The sequence below is a fragment of the Thermogutta sp. genome (genome assembly GCF_039793925.1).
Classification (GTDB): Bacteria; Planctomycetota; Planctomycetia; order Pirellulales; family Thermoguttaceae; genus Thermogutta.
The window spans coordinates 1212-17665 of the sequence record NZ_JBAMME010000350.1; the positions used below are offsets into that span (position 1 = coordinate 1212).

General features: G+C 57.7%; 15 protein-coding genes. All 15 read left to right on the plus strand.

The annotated features are described in order from the left end of the window. On the plus strand, positions 1-592 hold a 592-nt coding region (locus tag ABJK56_RS19220), incomplete at its 5' end, for a hypothetical protein (protein ID WP_347246306.1). Then, complete coding sequence (gene terL, locus ABJK56_RS19225; protein ID WP_347246307.1) at positions 585-1844, plus strand: phage terminase large subunit; 1260 nt, start codon at positions 585-587, stop codon at positions 1842-1844. The genes ABJK56_RS19220 and terL, both read left to right, overlap by 8 nt. Then, positions 1841-3184 (plus strand): phage portal protein, encoded by a 1344-nt coding sequence (locus ABJK56_RS19230; protein WP_347246308.1) that lies wholly within the window; start codon positions 1841-1843, stop codon positions 3182-3184. The genes terL and ABJK56_RS19230 overlap by 4 nt, the downstream gene beginning before the upstream one ends. 58 nt (positions 3185-3242) lie before the next feature. Next, a complete protein-coding gene (locus ABJK56_RS19235; protein WP_347246309.1) occupies positions 3243-3800 on the plus strand; it encodes a phage minor head protein in 558 nt (185 codons plus the stop codon). An 11-nt stretch (positions 3801-3811) separates the two neighbouring features. After that, positions 3812-6511, plus strand: a complete 2700-nt coding sequence (locus ABJK56_RS19240) for an XkdF-like putative serine protease domain-containing protein (protein ID WP_347246310.1) — start codon at positions 3812-3814, stop codon at positions 6509-6511. A gap of 58 nt (positions 6512-6569) precedes the next feature. Further along, complete coding sequence (locus tag ABJK56_RS19245; RefSeq protein ID WP_347246311.1) at positions 6570-7100, plus strand: hypothetical protein; 531 nt, start codon at positions 6570-6572, stop codon at positions 7098-7100. Between the two features lie 5 nt (positions 7101-7105). Continuing rightward, complete coding sequence (locus ABJK56_RS19250; RefSeq protein WP_347246312.1) at positions 7106-8095, plus strand: phage major capsid protein; 990 nt, start codon at positions 7106-7108, stop codon at positions 8093-8095. Between the two features lie 18 nt (positions 8096-8113). After that, a complete protein-coding gene (locus ABJK56_RS19255; RefSeq protein ID WP_347246313.1) occupies positions 8114-8476 on the plus strand; it encodes a hypothetical protein in 363 nt (120 codons plus the stop codon). Between the two features lie 21 nt (positions 8477-8497). After that, the gene (locus ABJK56_RS19260; RefSeq protein ID WP_347246314.1) at positions 8498-9067 is read left to right on the plus strand and encodes a hypothetical protein; all 570 of its coding nucleotides are present in this window, start codon (positions 8498-8500) and stop codon (positions 9065-9067) included. A 333-nt stretch (positions 9068-9400) separates the two neighbouring features. Further along, entirely contained in the window at positions 9401-9757 is a 357-nt protein-coding gene (locus tag ABJK56_RS19265; protein ID WP_347246315.1) for an HK97 gp10 family phage protein, read from the plus strand. Beyond that, complete coding sequence (locus ABJK56_RS19270) at positions 9754-10158, plus strand: hypothetical protein (protein ID WP_347246316.1); 405 nt, start codon at positions 9754-9756, stop codon at positions 10156-10158. The genes ABJK56_RS19265 and ABJK56_RS19270 overlap by 4 nt, the downstream gene beginning before the upstream one ends. Positions 10159-10170: 12 nt before the next feature. Then, complete coding sequence (locus ABJK56_RS19275; protein WP_347246317.1) at positions 10171-11148, plus strand: hypothetical protein; 978 nt, start codon at positions 10171-10173, stop codon at positions 11146-11148. A 16-nt stretch (positions 11149-11164) separates the two neighbouring features. Beyond that, positions 11165-11485, plus strand: a complete 321-nt coding sequence (locus ABJK56_RS19280; protein ID WP_347246318.1) for a hypothetical protein — start codon at positions 11165-11167, stop codon at positions 11483-11485. Positions 11486-11743: 258 nt separating this feature from the next. After that, entirely contained in the window at positions 11744-15682 is a 3939-nt protein-coding gene (locus tag ABJK56_RS19285; protein ID WP_347246319.1) for a tape measure protein, read from the plus strand. 143 nt (positions 15683-15825) lie between these two features. Beyond that, positions 15826-16454 (plus strand): hypothetical protein (locus ABJK56_RS19290; protein ID WP_347246320.1); only part of this gene is annotated, 629 nt, incomplete at its 3' end.

A 16454-nucleotide genomic window follows, 5' to 3' on the forward strand; every position in this document is an offset into this window, starting at 1 on the left:
GTCTAATTGTGTGGAGGTAGGCTTGATGTCCGATCCTCGTCCATTTACACATACGCTATCGTCGATCCTGAACCGGAGACCGCCGGATACTATCGACGATCTTCTCGATCCTGCCAAGTCTACAACTCTGGTGGAGCTGATCGTCAAGCGTCTGATATACTCGGCGGTACAAGGAGACTCTCGTGCGATATCGACGATCCTGGAGAGGGTCGAAGGTCCGCCGCCAGACAGCACACCAGAGGTAGGCCGCATCAAGATCGAATGGGTACTGCCCGGTGGTACGGCGCTGAATCCGGACCTAAGCCGACAGGACGTCCGTAGTCTGCTTCCTGGCATGACGAGCAATTCCGATCTCTCGAGCTTCCTAGCCATCAAGACCGAGAGAGACGAGAATCCGGACGGTGGCATACCTAAGGACGAGCTGTGGGGTGCCTATAAGGAGTACTGCCGGGAGCACAAGATCGCATATCTACCCAAGGCGACGTTTCTAACCAGACTACGCAGGATGGGATACAGCACAGCCCAGCGTGAGGCATGTAGCGGCCGTCCTGTGATTGTAGTGTTGGGATTGAGGTGGCGCACCAGTGACTAGTACACTCGAGGAGCCAGCGATCACGGTCAGACTACCAGTCCCTCACGGCGGACAGCGGAGGGTGATCGAGAGTAGTAGCCGGTACGTCGTCGTGCGGTGCGGGCGACGATGGGGCAAGACGACAGCGGGTGCACTCGTCGCTGTGCTCTGTGCGATAGAGGGTAGGAAGGTTGGCTGGTTTTCGCCGACGTATCGGATGCTGTTAGACGCATGGCGATTGATGCGGGATTGGTGCGCCGACATCACGAGCCGATGTAGCGAGGTCGGGCATGAGATGGTGCTCATTACCGGCGGTGTAATCCGAGCCTACTCATTGGACAATCCGCACAGCGCGAGGGGCGAGGCATTCCATCTTGTGGTGATCGACGAGGCGGCACAGGTCTCGCACCTTGACGTCGCTTGGGAGTCCGCGATCAGGCCGACACTCACCGACTACGGCGGCCGGGCGGTGTTTTTGAGCACTCCGCGGATTGGGTCCTACTTTTCGGATGTACTATGCCGACAGACCGGATCGTCCTGGGAGCAGATTCATGCGCCGAGCTGGGACAATCCCAGGATTCCGCAGGACGAGATCGAGGAGGCGAGGCGGACACTGCCCGATTGGGTGTTTCGGCAGGAGTACGGTGCAGAGTTAGTACGACACAAGGGATCGATGTTTGAGGCGTCGTGGTTCAGAGTGGTAAGAGAAGCACCGGAGCACCTCCAGTGGGTACGCTACTGGGACCTCGCCCTGACTACCGGCGAGAGGTCCAGCTACACGGCATCGGTGCGAGGCGCAGTGGGCGAGGACGGTACACTGTACCTGGCGGACATGATACGTGGTAGATGGGAGTGGCCCACATGCCGGGAGATTATGGTAGAGACGATGCGGAGGGAGCACCGGGTACTCCACTATGTCGAGAGTGCGCTACACGGCAGGGCGGCAGTACAGGAGCTGGTCCGAGATCCAAGCCTGGTAGGGACCAGCATCTCGGCGCTGGACGTCGATCGTGATAAGGTGTCTCGTGCACTGGTGTGGAGCGTTAGAGCTAGTCAAGGTCTGGTCGCCCTGGTGGATGGCGACTGGATTCCAGCGTTTCTGGAGGAGGCGTTGGCGTTTCCGCACGGAGCATACGACGATCAGGTGGATGCGGTATCTGGTGTCGTGATGGCGTTGAGTCGGGAGGTAGGCGATACACCTGTGGTTGCCGTTGTCGGTGCACCGAAGGTACCAGGATGGCGGGAGCTGTTCGGCCATAGGAGGCTGTTATGAAGGAGCACCTTGAGTATCTTCTTAAGGCTAGTAGCCAGCAGATCAAGGATCCATTCACAGAGCTGTACGGATCGGGCGATGCCATAGAGCCACCGCTAGATCCGGCAAAGCTACTCCTCCTCGCCGAGGATAATGCGATCCATGCCGCCTGTCTTCGCGCCAAGGCAGACGATGCGGCAGGCCGAGGCTGGTCACTGGCGCCGAGACCAGGTCGAGAGCTGGAGGAGCAGGTGATCGGACAGTACCGTGAGCTCCTCTCGGGCCTATCTCAGACAGTACCATGGGACCAACTGCTGACAGTGACGGCATGGGAGGTAGAGGCTATCGGGTGGTCAACCTGGGAGGTAGTCCGCGAGGGTGGAACGATAGTGGCCATCTTCCACATGCCTGCACATACGGTACGACTCTCTACCCGAGGCGACGGTTTCGTCCAGACAAGAGGCGTACAGACCCGATGGTTCGCGAGGTTTGGATCGGAGGCGGAGCCAGAGGACGGGTCCTCGGTCCTGATGTTCTCGCACTACTCGCCACGATCACCTTACTACGGGCTACCGCGGTGGGTCGCCGCAGTATCGGCTCTTGCTGAGCTCGCCGCGATACGCAACTACAACGTACGATGGTACTCGTCCGGCGGCACCGTTGACCAGCTAATCCTAGTCCGAGGAGGTCCTGCGACTACCAGGGCAGAGGTGGTGCGGATACTGGAGGAGGAGTTCCGCAGAGTCACCGGATTAGGCCATGCCAGGATCATACTAGGCACCGACGAATCCCAGGACATTGAGGTGCGGTTTCTCTCGCCGGAGGTGAGCAGACGGGAGGGACAGTTCGCGGCACGGCGTACCGATCTGGTCAAGGAGGTGCTGATGGCGCACCTTGTACCGCCATACCGGATCGGCTGGGCCGAGCTTGGCAGTCTTGGCGGCAGTGCGGCCAGGGAGATGCTAACAGCGTACCGGGTAGGAGTTGTGGAGCCGCTACAGGTAGCGATCGAGAGCGTAATCAACACCGAGCTCCTAGGGCCCAAGGGTCTTGATTGGCCAGTACGATTTGAGTTCAACGACTTAACATGGGAGGAGACAGAGCTATCGATGCGGATAGCGGTCGGAGGTGTTAAGTCCGGGATACTGACGCCCAACGAGGCGAGAGAGTTGATCGGCAGGCCGCCTACCGACGATCCTAGGATGGACAGGTATTATGTGCCCGAGGACGGCAAGATATCGGAGGCGATAAAGGAGTCGGATCTCGATGACCTCCTCGACGTCATTGAAGACCTGGTGGCTGGAGGCGAGCAGAGAGCAGAGGGTTTGGCTTCTGAAGGAGTACCTGAAGGCACAAGCTAGGTCCCGAGCCGAAGACGCCACAATCGCCAGACTAGCCAAGCTGTTAAGACGGATCTACATGCGATGGCTACCCTACCTACTCAGGGTGGTGAAGCAGGATGAGGCCGAGGAGGAGTGGGAGCGGGAGTTCTCGCAGGGGATGGCAGAGTTTCTGGCACAGGCACAGATCGAGATGCGCAGGATGCGGGTACCGGAGCGCTACTTGGAGGCGGGGATCAGAGCGACAATGCACACGGTACCGGGCATCGGCGAGACGGCCAAGAAGGAGGCGCGGCGAATCCTCCGGGAGGTAGTAGAGTCCACACCTCCTGACCAGTTCACATTCGCACGGCGACTACGAGAGCGCTGGCGGCATCTCAGCAAGCGCAAGTCGGAAGAGATCGCAATTACCGAGTGGCGGCGGATGTCGGCAACAGCACACTATCTTGAGGCTAAGGATGCTGGATGGGAGGGCAAGATATGGCTAACGGTAGGGGACGAACGGGTGTGCCCTACCTGTCGGATGCTGATGGCGGTAGGACCACAGAGGCTGACCGAGCCGTGGCCGATCGGGGAGCAACATCCGCCGGCACATTCCAGATGCCGGTGCACGCTGTCATATATCTGGCGATTGTAGGGAGGTGAGGTATGAAGCTAAGCGATGTGACTGAAGAGAGACTGCGGAAGGTACCGGACTCGGAGCTACTATCGCTACATCGCAGAGTGCATCAGCTATATGGTCGGTGGGAGCAGGAGCAGAAGGATGAACCGTTTCCCTGGACCAGTGTCCACGAGCTAATAGTAGCGGAGATGGAGAGACGCGGCATGGAGCATACACCGATGATCGGTCTTGACAAGGCTGACGTCCAAGTACCGGAGTGGATCCGAGATGCGATAGAGCACGCACCGGAGTACGTTATTGTGCCGCAGTACGTATCACTAGTGGGATCCGCAATCTCCTCCGAGAATCCCGGCGACGTTGATATCGTAGTACGCGACGATCTTGAGGCGCTACCCAAGAGCTGGCGGGATTCAGTATGGGTATGTGTCCGCGACGTCCTAGATCCAGAGAAGGAGCTGGGAGTACGGCCGCACCTGATCTCGGCACCGCACGGTCCCATGTATTTCCCGCCGCACCATACATATATCGGACTCTTTGATCTCGTACTAAGACCTAGACTGCATATATCTACATATCCGATCGCGAAGGTTGACCTCGTACCCATCACCTACTTCAGACCGCCAAAGCCGGCACAAGGTGGGCGGATTAATACCGACGCATTTAGTTCTGATGAAGTTTGGCCATGGGTGGCGAGGAGGCTAAAAGAGGGACAGCGGGTGTTTGTCGAGCCCAAGTACAACGGCTACCATGCCACATTCCAACGCCGCGGTGACGATACTGCGGTGTTCTACGAGGACAAGCCGAGAGACCGCTGGCCTGCGCTGAAGGGAGCCGATCCGGATCTCGCTAAGCTGGAGACTCTGCCTGACTGCATCCTGGACTGCGACGTAGGGATCGAGGGTCCAACCCGATGGCCTCGATCGGCGATGGCCCAGCTCAATGCCGTAGAACCTTCTATCCCTGAAGGAGCCCACATCGTGATAACTGTGTGGGACGTGGCTTATTGGGATGGCGAGAAGCTGGCGGATCGGCCGTTTGTGGAGCGGAGGGCCAAATTGGAGCAGATCCGGGACCGCCTCGAGGAGGTTGGGATTCGTGTAGCTCCGCAGATGGAGATTAGAACCAAAGACGATCTTGTAAGGGCATGGCGGTCTACGGAGTTTGGGATGGCGGACAAGGCGGAGGGAATCATGCTCAAGGCTAGCGATTGGCGGTACGAGCCAGGCGACACCAACGACACGATCAAGATCAAGCATGCCGTGGAGCTGAAGGTCATAGTCCTAGATCGGACCAAGACAAAGGGAGGGGCCTGGGTGCTCCGGTGCGGTCTACTGCCTGGCGATATGGAGATCGCGAATGTGGCTGAAGGTCCCGACGGCAGGACCTACGTGGATCTGGGAGAGACAGCACCTACAACGCTGGAGGCTAAGCCTGGTGACATCGTGACCGTCCAGATAGAGGAGCTGACCTATGACTCCGCTCAGGACAGGATGTACTACCAGAATGCAGTCGTAGTGGATATCGACTCGTCGCGGACCACACCGTACTTTGCCGGGCAGGCAGTGGACATGGCTGATCGGGCGTTGGTACTGCACCTGCTTAAGGCGGCCGGCGGAGATGACGACGGGGAGACTCGAAGTGATTCGGCGATGCGTAATTGGGAGGATCGGTGGTATCAGGCTATGCCGTTGGGCGAGGCCCGGGATCTTCGGTTCGTGGTACAGGCGCATTGGAGGGGATTGTCGGCAGACGAGGCCAAGATGGACATGGACTCCCTCCTGAGGACCGACAATGCCCTGCACTTCGATCTCCGACTAGAGACCAACAGATTCAAGGGATGGTGGGGAGTCACACTATTTGCAGGCCGACCGGGAGACAATACCCCCAAGCTCAAGCTGGAGCGGATGCTAGACGATCCGGAGGTGCGGCTGGAGGGGAGCATCAAGCAGTTCGGCCATCTAGACTGGTTGGATGTGGGTAGAGACAAGCCTTTGGTACTGCCTCCAGGGACACAGCCTTCGGATCGACAGTGGAGCAAGTTTTTCCTAATCGAGGAGGGCACATGGCGGCTAGGCGCGGCCAACAGACATATGGTGGAGCTATGGCTGGAGGGTAGGAGGGGAATAGTCAGAGGTAGGTACGTACTCCAGTACGCACCGATGCTGGAGGGAGGTGCACGAGCCTGGCTGTTTACACGACCTGAGGACCAGCGACCCTACGCGGAGACTCACAAGCTCGAGGACGTTGCCGAGTACTTGGCACGGAGAGACCATAAGTGGCTATTTTGGCCGACACCGCCGCCCGACGGTCCTATCCGCATGTACGAGATCATCAAGCCCGACGACTATCGTATCGTCAAGCAGGACGAGAAGCGGTACACACTTGGCGTAGCCTATCCGGCCAGAGATCTGGACAGCCATGGCGATATGATGACCGAGGACGAGCTGGAGAAGACGGCATGGGACTTTCTGCTCCGGTGTCAGAGAGGTGACGCTAGTATCGGACTGTGGCATCATCCCTCCGAGAACTACCGCGGCAGGGTTGTGGAGAGCTATATATGGCGCGGCCCGGATTGGCAAGTTGGAGATCAGGTAGTACGAGCGGGGGATTGGCTTTTGGGAGTAATATGGGATCCGGATGCCTGGGAGCTTATCAAGGCAGGGAAGGTGCGGGGGTATTCGATCCAAGGATGGGGGCATAAACGAGAATCCGATTATGACCGCTGATGGTCTAAGTTGATGAAGGTACGGTTATCGCATTCTGGTATAGGAGGTGAATATCCTCATGGCGATCCTGGAAGAGGTAAGAGTGGAACGAGTCGACGGAGTCGAAGATCCGGCGACTGGTAGAGGATTCCTGCTCCTCAAGTCCGAGGAGCCCGACGAGCTACGACGCAACGCCGAGCAGGCATTCCAATTGATGGTGCAGGCATTGGAGGCACTCCACAAGTCTACGCCCACACTGGAAGATGAGGAGACTGTTTCGGCGCTTAACGAGATTGCGAAGGTGCTCGGCCTATCTCTGGAGTTCGAGTGTGGGTCAAAGAAGAAGCCAGAGATGGAATATGGCTACGGTTACGGCTATCCCAATCCTCCGAAGCCTACCAAGAAGGCCGAGGTTGAGGCCGAGACTACGGAGGTGGAAGAGTCCAAGACTCCGACATTGACAGTGGATGACATCAAGCGAGCAGTCGCGGAGGCCATTGAGGAGAAGCTGAACACTCCTCGTCAAGTGGCCAAGTCCAATCAAGCACCCGAGCCGATTAAACGAGAACTCGGGCGAGGTCTGTTTACAAACATCGTGTTTGGGAGGTGAACTATATGGCGCTGTTAGAATGGCTTGAGAAAGCGACATTGACCACGAGCGATCTAGAGACCGGAGGTGGATTCCTGGCACCCGAGCAGGCGACTGCATTTCTCCGTGTCGCGATCGACTCGTCGACGATTATGAAGGAGGCTAGGATCGAGACCTCCGCCAACCCTAAGTTCGAAGTACCGAGGATCAGCCTATCTAGCCGAGTACTACGAGTCGGCACGGAGGGTCAGCGGTTGGCCGACTCTGATCGCGTCGAACCGACCACAGGTCTGGTAACTCTGAGCACATACCTGTTCAAGGGCGAGGTGCCGGTATCCGACGAGGTATTCGAAGACAACATCGAGCGCGATGCATTGGCAGATACGTTGATGACGATGATTGCCGAGGCGGTAGGCCGTGACGTTGAGGAGATCGCGATCAAGTCCGATACCAGCCGAGTCGCCGGAGACAACGAGCCGGTGTTCGACGTATTTGATGGCATCATCGCTCAGCTGGAGGATGGTCTGCCGTCTGAGCAGAAGATCGATGCATCGTCCCACACAACCTACGAGCAAACCTTCGGAGCCGCAGTTGCCGCTATGCCGCCGCGATACCTGTCGGACTACAGCGCACTCCGGCTGTACGTCCCGTATGCGCACCTGCATGGTTACCAGCATGCTTTGGCGGCGAGGGGCACCGGACTCGGTGACACGGCGATCATCGATGCGATGGCTACCCGACTGTCATACAGAGGCATACCGGTAGTCGGAGTACCGATGCTGAGCGGCCAAGGTTCGATCAACGGCACGGCCAAGTACTATGATCGGCACATGATCTTGACCCATCCGAAGAATATAATCTTCGGCTTCCACAGAAAGATCCGAGTGGAGCGATTCCGAGATCCGAGGGAAGGTGTGACGTCGTTCCTGCCTTCGGTGAGATTTGACGTCAAATTGGCTGATCCTAGCTGTGGAGTTCTAATCTACAACGCCAACCCGAGCAGTTACACCGGCTAGCCTATATAGGAGGTAGCGATGCCTAACCTGAGCAGGATACGGACACTACTCTCTGGTCGTGGTGCTGATCTCAAGGTCAAGGCCACCAGCACCGGACTGGACATTGTACCAGTACCTCCTACAGCTAGCACGGTAGGGAGCCGACTTAGGGTCACGCATGCGGCTGGTGCGGCGGCGAATACAAACATCCCGATATCCGGAATCACCACCAGTGATGTCCTGGTATCGGTGCTAGAGATCCAACCTCCTACGGCTACTTCTGGAGGGACGATCAAGGCAGATCAGACCGCTAACGCCACGATCAACAGCAACGGCAACATCAGGATATCGCAGGATACGAGCGGCAATCAGGTACTCGTGATCTGGTGGGACGTAGAATAAGCACCGGCGGAGAGTATCCTAATGTGGGTCAGTCTTGAGGAGTTGTACAATCTCCTGGGCATACAGAGTGCCTCCACTGACGAGCAGGCGATTCTGACCGCCTACCTCGGCGCGGCGCAGGAGTATGTGTCATCGGTGACTGGCTACTCTGAGACAGGAGGTGAGTACACTACGTACTACCGTGACCTGCCCGTAGCCAAGTACACTCTGATGACACCGTACAGGCCGATAGTAGGGGCACCGACCGCAGTAGTCGTAGCACCTGATGGTACCGAGAGCTCCATACCGGTCCTCGTATTAGACGCCGAGATGGGACTCGTACAGCTCGATATTGGCGGTTGGTGGCCACCGACTCAGGTAGCGGTCACCGATCCCTACAGACGCCGCGACGTAAGACTGACCTACAGAGTCTCGGGAACGTCACCTCCTCCCGGAGCACTAAAGTCGGCATGCCTCGAGCTGGCCAGTAGCTGGTACCAACGTGCCAAAGTCGGACCCTACGCAGGCGGGTCCATCGGTGATCTCCGGTACGAGATCGACAATGAGCTAGAGGCTAGGGTAGCGGGCATGCTGAGGAGGTACCTGAGATAGGATGCATCTGCCCAGCGGAGTTATAATCAGGACAGGTTCGCCTCCTACACCTGATGGGTACGGAGGCTGGACAAGTACTGGTCTCCAGATACCGGCACGACTCCTGATAACCAAGCGACCAGCAGTACGGGTAGAAGGCCCTGACGTCCATCTGGAGCGGCAGTTCGGCTACCAGGTCATATCCGCTACCGAGCTAATGCCTGGCGATGAGGTTGTAAGCGATCTGGAGCCTGGTAGGATATATAACATCGTATCCTCAGCCAAGGTACGGATAGGCTGTAAATCCTACTGGCTCGGAATCGCACAGGAGCATCACTCCAGAGAGGAGTAGCGGTGTTTAGGGTAGATGTCAGAGTCACAGCCAAGTCTGAATCGGTTGCCAAGGAGCTTGACGACCAGGTCAATCGCATACTAGGCTGGGGCGCGGGAGAAATGCTCAGGGACATCAAGGGTCCTGGTACCGCAAACCAGTATGGTGTGTATCGACATGCCTGCCCGTACAAGACCGGTAACCTCCGTGAGAGCTACATGGCGGAGGTGCTCGGCCGGCACGACTTCCGGGTCCGGAACGACGCACAAATCGCCCACTACGCAGTATACCAAGAGTTTGGCCCTCGCCCACATTTCCGGGCGGCGTTCGAGTATTGGGCAGAGCTAGTGAGGAGTAAATTGGAGTCGCTAGGACGATGATGCCGAGCGATTTTGCGGCATATATCTACCATCGACTAAGCACCGACTCAACGATCTTAGGACTGGTTGGGCAGAGGATTTACAACACCGTAGTCCCAACCGGTGTGTCCTACCCTGTAGTAGTGTTTGTTCTGAACAGCTATCTCGATATGAGAGGATCGGGAGAGCGATGGGGCGGACGGGCTCTGTACCTAATCAAGGGTATCATTCCGTCGCCCAGCCTGACCACCAGTATGCGACAGCTGGCCAATCGTATCGACGAGCTGTTCGAGGCGACAGTGTCGGATCACGGCGGCCATACCTATGCCTCGTGGCGTGATGCTCCGGTAGACATCACTGAGCCGGTGGGGACGGAGGTTTGGCGCCATATCGGCGGATTATACTGGATACTAGGATATTAGGGAGGTGACAACATGCCAGAACGAGCGACTGCGTTTGAGATTGCGAACTGGGGTAAGGAATCGGCACCCGGTACCCCACCATCGACTGGCAAACGTCTGGGCTCGCTGAATGTACGGCCGTCCTACGAGCTGGATGTTACTCCGTACACCGTCATCGGTACTAAGTTCCCCTTCACAGCCCAGACCACCAGAGATGTAGCTACGGCGACTATCGAGGGTTGGCCCGACTTTGAGGGCATTGTGTACCCATTGTCATCGGTTCTGGTTTCGACGACTCCGTCCCAGCAGGGCACTAGCACTGCGTATAAGTGGACGTTCAATCCCAGCAGTTCCACAGCTGATACTCCGGTCACATACACGATACAGTGGGGTAGCTCCGGCGGAGCTCAGCAGTTCCCGTACGGACTAGTCACAGAACTAACGATGGAGTTCTCGCCTGGAGGCAACAGAGTATCGGGCCGCATGATAGGCCAGAAGATAACCGACGGTGCTACGCTCTGGGCCTCGCCGACAGTGATACAGCCAGTACCGGTGACTCCTCCGATGGTATCGGTGTACACGGGCACATCAAGTCCGCCGACCACTAAACTGACTCGTGCGTTCTCTGTGTCGTGGACGATCAGAAACAGATGGAGTCCTGTGTACGTACTTGACTCGGCGGTCAGCGGTTGGACGACCTACGTCGAGCAGATCCCGGAGTCCGAGTTCACGCTACTGGTTGAGGCTACTGCCAGCGAGAGTGATATCTGGCATACTGCCGCAAGCTCCAACACTGCCCGGTGGCTGAAGATAGACGCAGTAGGACCAATCGCCGACTCAACCTACAACTACAACATCAGCATTACGAGCAAGGTGATGGTTGTCGGCGTCCGGGAGTTCACCGACCACGAGGGGATCATCGCAGTCGAGTGGACACTGCGGAGCGTGTGGGATACCGCGGGTGCTACTGCCGTAAAGGTGGAGGTGGTCAACAAGCAACAGTCGATCTAAGAGGAGGATTAGCCATATGAGCAAGCTACGAGGCTGGATCCAGAGGACCTACGGCTGGCGTGAGCTGGATGTCGAGGATCGAGGCATCACGGTCAAGATCCGGTATCTGCCCTCTCATAATACGGTAGCATCACAGCCGAAGGCGGAGGAGCTAGAAGACCCGATGACGGCCGCACATATCATTGAGCGGCTAGGGGTGCAGGTACTAGTCGATGACGATTGGGTGCCGATAACCGCAGAGGATGCGGCGGAGGTGCTCCCCATATCCTTGGTTGCCTCGATCATTCAGCGGATCACGGAGGCCGAGCAGGTCCCTTCTCGGAGCGCCGACAGCTAAACCTGTGGGTCTCGACACGAGGTAAGCTCGGCAAACCTCCGGACTGGTATGTGATAATACGAGTAGCCAAGTACCTAGGATGTACGCCGTGGGAGCTGGAGGAGCAGTCGGTGCAATGGCTACATCGGGGATTGGCGGCCATGGAGGCAGACTCGCTAGCGGAGGGATCAGTCCTTGACGACAGCGGAGCTAGTAGCCAGATTTAGAGCTGTAGGTGTAGAGGAGGTAGTACAGGCCGCGCGGCGGGTAGACACCGCGATGTCCCAGACCGCCGCAAGGATCGGTCAAACCTCCGAATCCCTTACCAGGATGGGCAAGACAGCTCTAGTGGCGTTTGGAGCGGTCGCCGGTAGTGTCGGGCTTGCGGTACGGGCTGGTTTTGCCCTCGAGACTACATACCGGAGAGCCGCAGTAGGGCTAACCGCGATCCTAGGATCGTCACAGCTTGCTGAGGAAGGTTTGCGGCGTATCACTGTTGAGGCGACTCAATCCCGGATGGAGCTAATCGATCTCATCGCCGCATTCCAGCAGATGGCCGCATCATTCATGGCCGCATATCGAGATCCGCAGAAGTCGATGGATCAGGCCATCCGGACCATCCGGGCATTCGGCGATCTCGCAACCACAGTAGGAGCCAGTCAATTCCAGATCGAGAGGGGATTACTAGCAGTCCGCCAGATGCTAGCCAAGCCGACAGTCCAGATGGAGGAGCTCCGCCAGCTAGCAGAGGCGTTTGGCTACGACTTCTACTCGATGGCCTACCGAGCGGCGGCCGCAATGGGCAAGACCATAGCGCCGACTGCGGAGGTTGGTCGGGAGCTCCGCAAAGCGGGTATTACCGGTGTACAGATGGTGGAGTACATCGTCCACGAGCTGGAGTCCCGATTCGGCGGAGCACAGCGTAATCTGGTCAACACATTTGAGGGCACGGTATCCAATCTTAAAGACGCATGGGCAAACCTGAGTAGGCAGGTGTTCGGCGTATTTGTGGACCCGATTACGGCGGGTCTTAAGGTGCTAAAAGACGAGCTGTCCGCATTGGGAGCCGAAGCACCGCAGAGGTTGGCCGGTCTACGGGAGGGTCTACGCGAGATTGCCACAGCATTGTCAACCGCTACTGTAGTGGTGACTGCGGCTGTGATCACATTTAGCCAGCTTCCTGCTCCGATGCAACAGACGACTGTCCGGATCGGTGCTCTGATCGCGGCGATCACCGGATTGCTCGGCGTAATCGGAATATTCGGAGGTTTGATCCTTCGAGGCGTAGGAGTCCTAGTATCATTCGGGCGAGGCGTAGCTGTAGTAATACGATGGCTGGCAGGTTTTGTCGGCGCTCTTCGGGGACTAGGTAGTGCTATAATAGGATTAGTTAGGAGTGCGCTACCTGCACTTACTGCTGGACTGAGCAGGATAAATCTAACAGTAGCTCTATGCGTGGTCGCTGTGGCGGCACTTGCATCGAGCTGGCCTGCATTAAGGCGGTACGCGGTATCTGCCCTACGTGAGATCGGTGGGTGGTTGGTATGGCTGTGGCAGAGGATTACAGGACTGGCCAGAGCGATCGCCGCGATACCGGAGGCGGTCAGGACACGCAGTTTCGAGCCGATGCGGAGGGCATACGAGCGGCCGCCTGAGAAGAGAACACCTCCTGCTCCCGTACAGTTGGAACCGGGTCACACAGTAAGACCGAGACGCATAACCAGTATATTCGAGATACCGTCCGCACTACTCGCCAATATACGAGACCTGCAGAGCAAGATTCGAGCCGCACAGAAGGAGGTTTCTCTACAGGCTAATATCCGAGCGGCGGAATCCCTCATTGGCACGCATAGGACAGCCACAAAGGCCACTAGCGGACTGGTCGATGCGCAGGACAAGCTGGGCCGATCGGCAGGTCGGACATCCCAGGCGGTGCGCGAGCAACGATCTGCTCTCGACGAGCTGACAAGTGCTGTAGACCAGACTGCGCGTCTAATCACGAGCCAAACCCGATACCACTACGATGCCTACACGTCACTCCGCCAATATGCTGATGGTCTAAGATATGTGGCACCGATGGCGAGAGTGTTGGCCCTACGTGATGCCGAGGAGGGCCGGCGGCGATTAGCCGATATGGTAGCCGAACAGAAGGTGCTGTTGGAGCTAGCCGAGAGGCTCGGGGACATCGAGCTGGCCAAGACGCTGGTGGAAGCTGTGCCTGTTGAGGCCTCGAAGGTCCTGGGAGTAGAGGCTACGTATGGCCGCCTCGTAGGACTGGTGAGGGAGCTGTCACGACTGAAACAGGAGGTGTCGCTCCAGACTGAGATCCAGAGCCGGATGGAGGCACTCGTCGAGCGGCGACTTGAGTACACTAAGGACCTGATGTACCAGATACTCGCCGGAGGTGATCGGCGGATAGCACAGCTGATGGCGGAGCTGGAGCTGAGCAAGGAGGAGGCGGAGGTACGACTACGGCAGGTTGAGCGTCTTGACCTGCTCCAGGACATCCGCGAGGCCCAGCGCTACCTGGATGTGCTCCGGCAGTTTGGTCCGGAGGTTGCTCGTATCGTCCAGCAGTATCCACACCTCGCAGTGGAGGACATCATCCCTCTCGCCAGGCTACGAGAGGCAACCGATGCTTTTGAGCGGATGGAGCGGCAGGTGGACACAATCCGCGAGGCTCTGTCCAGATTAGAGGCGCGGAGGGGATTGCTCCTGCCAAGTGTCCCTACCGATATCGCAGAGGACATAGCAGATTACATCACGAATCTGACACCCGATCTCCGTGGCAAACTGGAATGGGCGCTGGAGCCACTGCGGGGCATCGATCTCGAGACGCCGAGCGAAGCACTGCTGTCTGCGTATGATGCAGTGGCGGACAGGCTGAGGAAGCTAGCGGAGGCATTTATAACAGCAGGAGACCTCCAGGCACCCATCCAGGCTGTTGAGGCGTACGGGAGTGCGCTATCCCGACTCATAGCCACCATCCTACAACAGAGTGCCAACGTTACGTCGAGTCTGCACAGACAGCAGGAGGAACTAACACGCGATCTGCTCGAGGCCGAGAAGGAGCGTGCCGAGCTCGTGTTCGAGCGGACTGCCAGACAGCTCGGCGAGGAAGGTCGCCTCCGTGAGCTGATCACTCTCTATGCAGAGCGGGAGAGGGAGCTCCTCCAGGAGCTCGATCAGGGGAGGCGGAGCGGTCTGCTCACTGCGTCACAGCAGGTGCGACTGGAGCGTGAGATTGTTTCCATCCAGGAGAGGCGACGGGATATCGAACAGGAGCTACGACGCCACCAGCGACGCTACGTCACGGAGATGGAGCAGGGTCTGAGCAGGATCGCCGAGGCATTCTTCGAGCGAATACTATCGGGCACAGCAAGTCTAAGATCAGCACTGCGGAATCTCCTGGACGAGATTCGACGTGAGATCGCCAGGATCGTTGCCAAATGGATAGTGGAGCAGATCGCGAGGGTGATACGCCAAGCCAGAGGGCGAGAAGGTTCCGGACTCGGTAACATCTTCGGATCTCTCGCATCTTCCATCGCCGGACAGAGTGCGGTCCTACTCGGAGCACTCGGAGGTTTGGCCGCAGTGCTCGCATCTGGTAAGGTCACGTTGGGCAAGGCACTCCTAGCACTGATCACGACACTAATACTCACCGCAGGCACGAGGCGGAGACTCCTGACGCTGGAGACGCTAGATAATGCTCTTAGCAGTCTTGGCCGATCGATCCGACAGCAGGGAGCTGTTCTATATACGGCGATCGGAGGTCTTGCGGCTACAATGATGACCGGCAAGGTCACATTGGGTCGGGCATTGATGGCGATCGTCGCAGAGCTAGCTGTTGCGGTTGCTACCCGACGAAAGCAGAACATCTGGGCACAGGTGGCGACTATAGTGGCCGGATTCCTGCAGTCGGGAGGCCAAGTAGTGCCGAGGAGAGCCTATGTGGTCGGAGAGAAGGGACCCGAGCTATTTGTGCCGGAATCTGCCGGTAGGGTGGTGCCGCTTACACCGGTACCGCTTACACCGGTACCGTTTACACCGACACCGCCTACACCGACACCGCCTACACCGGTGCTACTGCCTGCTCCTGCATCTAGTATCCAGGTCACCGCCAACTTCTATGGCGACATCTCCTCAGAGTTGGACATACGCCGAGTAGCACGGGAGCTGGCACGGGAGATCCTTGTGGCTAGGAGGGTGACGACGTAATGGGATACCCGCTGTTTGGTACCTATGACTATTCGACAGATGGCGCAGTGATCCTGCAGGGCAGTTACGAGGAGGAGCTTATACACCGCCTTGGGAGCCGAGCATCAGCTGTATCGGATAGAGGGTACCTGACACCAGGGATCTTGGGAGGCCGCAGAATCCGGTACGATGTGTATCTCAAAGACCAGACTGCACTGCGCAATTTCCTGGCGGGACATCGGGCCAAGACCGCCGAGCTCTGGTTGGATAGTAGCAGGGGCATCAAGGCAGAGGTGGAGGAGATAACAATATCCGAGTTCGGCGCCAACGCCAGGAAATGCAGAATCTCATACTTCTGCCCGGACCCATACTGGTACGGTCCGATACAGAGTTGGGAGGTGTGGAGCAATGAGTTGGCATACTCCTGCGACTACTCCCAATCTGTGTGGAACCAAGGCCGAGTCACCGTGACTCCCGGGCAGGCTTGGGCTTTATGCGGTAGTGACCATAGCTGTCAGGTGGTGCCTACTACCGAGAACGGTGCGCATTATATCTCACAGGTTATCTCGGTCAGCGACAATGCCATTGTCGCCATCGGCGTGTTGGCTCGGCAGGCTGGATATCGATATATTCGCCCATTTATATACCGGAAGGACAATACCTACCTCGGTGCAACGTGTAATCTCGAAACCGGAGCGATCAGTGCGGTATCGTCAGGTGCAGTAGTCACTATAAGACGGGTAGTCTACGGCGGTGATACCTATTACTGGTGCGGAGTGGCCGGATCGATAGG

Bases quoted from the DNA above. Each gene is read 5' to 3' on its own strand.
- ABJK56_RS19255 (WP_347246313.1), top strand. From the start codon at position 8,114: ATGCCTAACCTGAGCAGGATACGGACACTACTCTCTGGTCGTGGTGCT.
- ABJK56_RS19280 (WP_347246318.1), top strand. From the start codon at position 11,165: ATGAGCAAGCTACGAGGCTGGATCCAGAGGACCTACGGCTGGCGTGAG.
- ABJK56_RS19245 (WP_347246311.1), top strand. From the start codon at position 6,570: ATGGCGATCCTGGAAGAGGTAAGAGTGGAACGAGTCGACGGAGTCGAA.
- ABJK56_RS19270 (WP_347246316.1), top strand. From the start codon at position 9,754: ATGATGCCGAGCGATTTTGCGGCATATATCTACCATCGACTAAGCACC.
- ABJK56_RS19240 (WP_347246310.1), top strand. From the start codon at position 3,812: ATGAAGCTAAGCGATGTGACTGAAGAGAGACTGCGGAAGGTACCGGAC.
- ABJK56_RS19285 (WP_347246319.1), top strand. From the start codon at position 11,744: ATGTCCCAGACCGCCGCAAGGATCGGTCAAACCTCCGAATCCCTTACC.
- ABJK56_RS19250 (WP_347246312.1), top strand. From the start codon at position 7,106: ATGGCGCTGTTAGAATGGCTTGAGAAAGCGACATTGACCACGAGCGAT.
- ABJK56_RS19235 (WP_347246309.1), top strand. From the start codon at position 3,243: ATGCGATGGCTACCCTACCTACTCAGGGTGGTGAAGCAGGATGAGGCC.
- ABJK56_RS19260 (WP_347246314.1), top strand. From the start codon at position 8,498: ATGTGGGTCAGTCTTGAGGAGTTGTACAATCTCCTGGGCATACAGAGT.
- ABJK56_RS19275 (WP_347246317.1), top strand. From the start codon at position 10,171: ATGCCAGAACGAGCGACTGCGTTTGAGATTGCGAACTGGGGTAAGGAA.
- ABJK56_RS19230 (WP_347246308.1), top strand. From the start codon at position 1,841: ATGAAGGAGCACCTTGAGTATCTTCTTAAGGCTAGTAGCCAGCAGATC.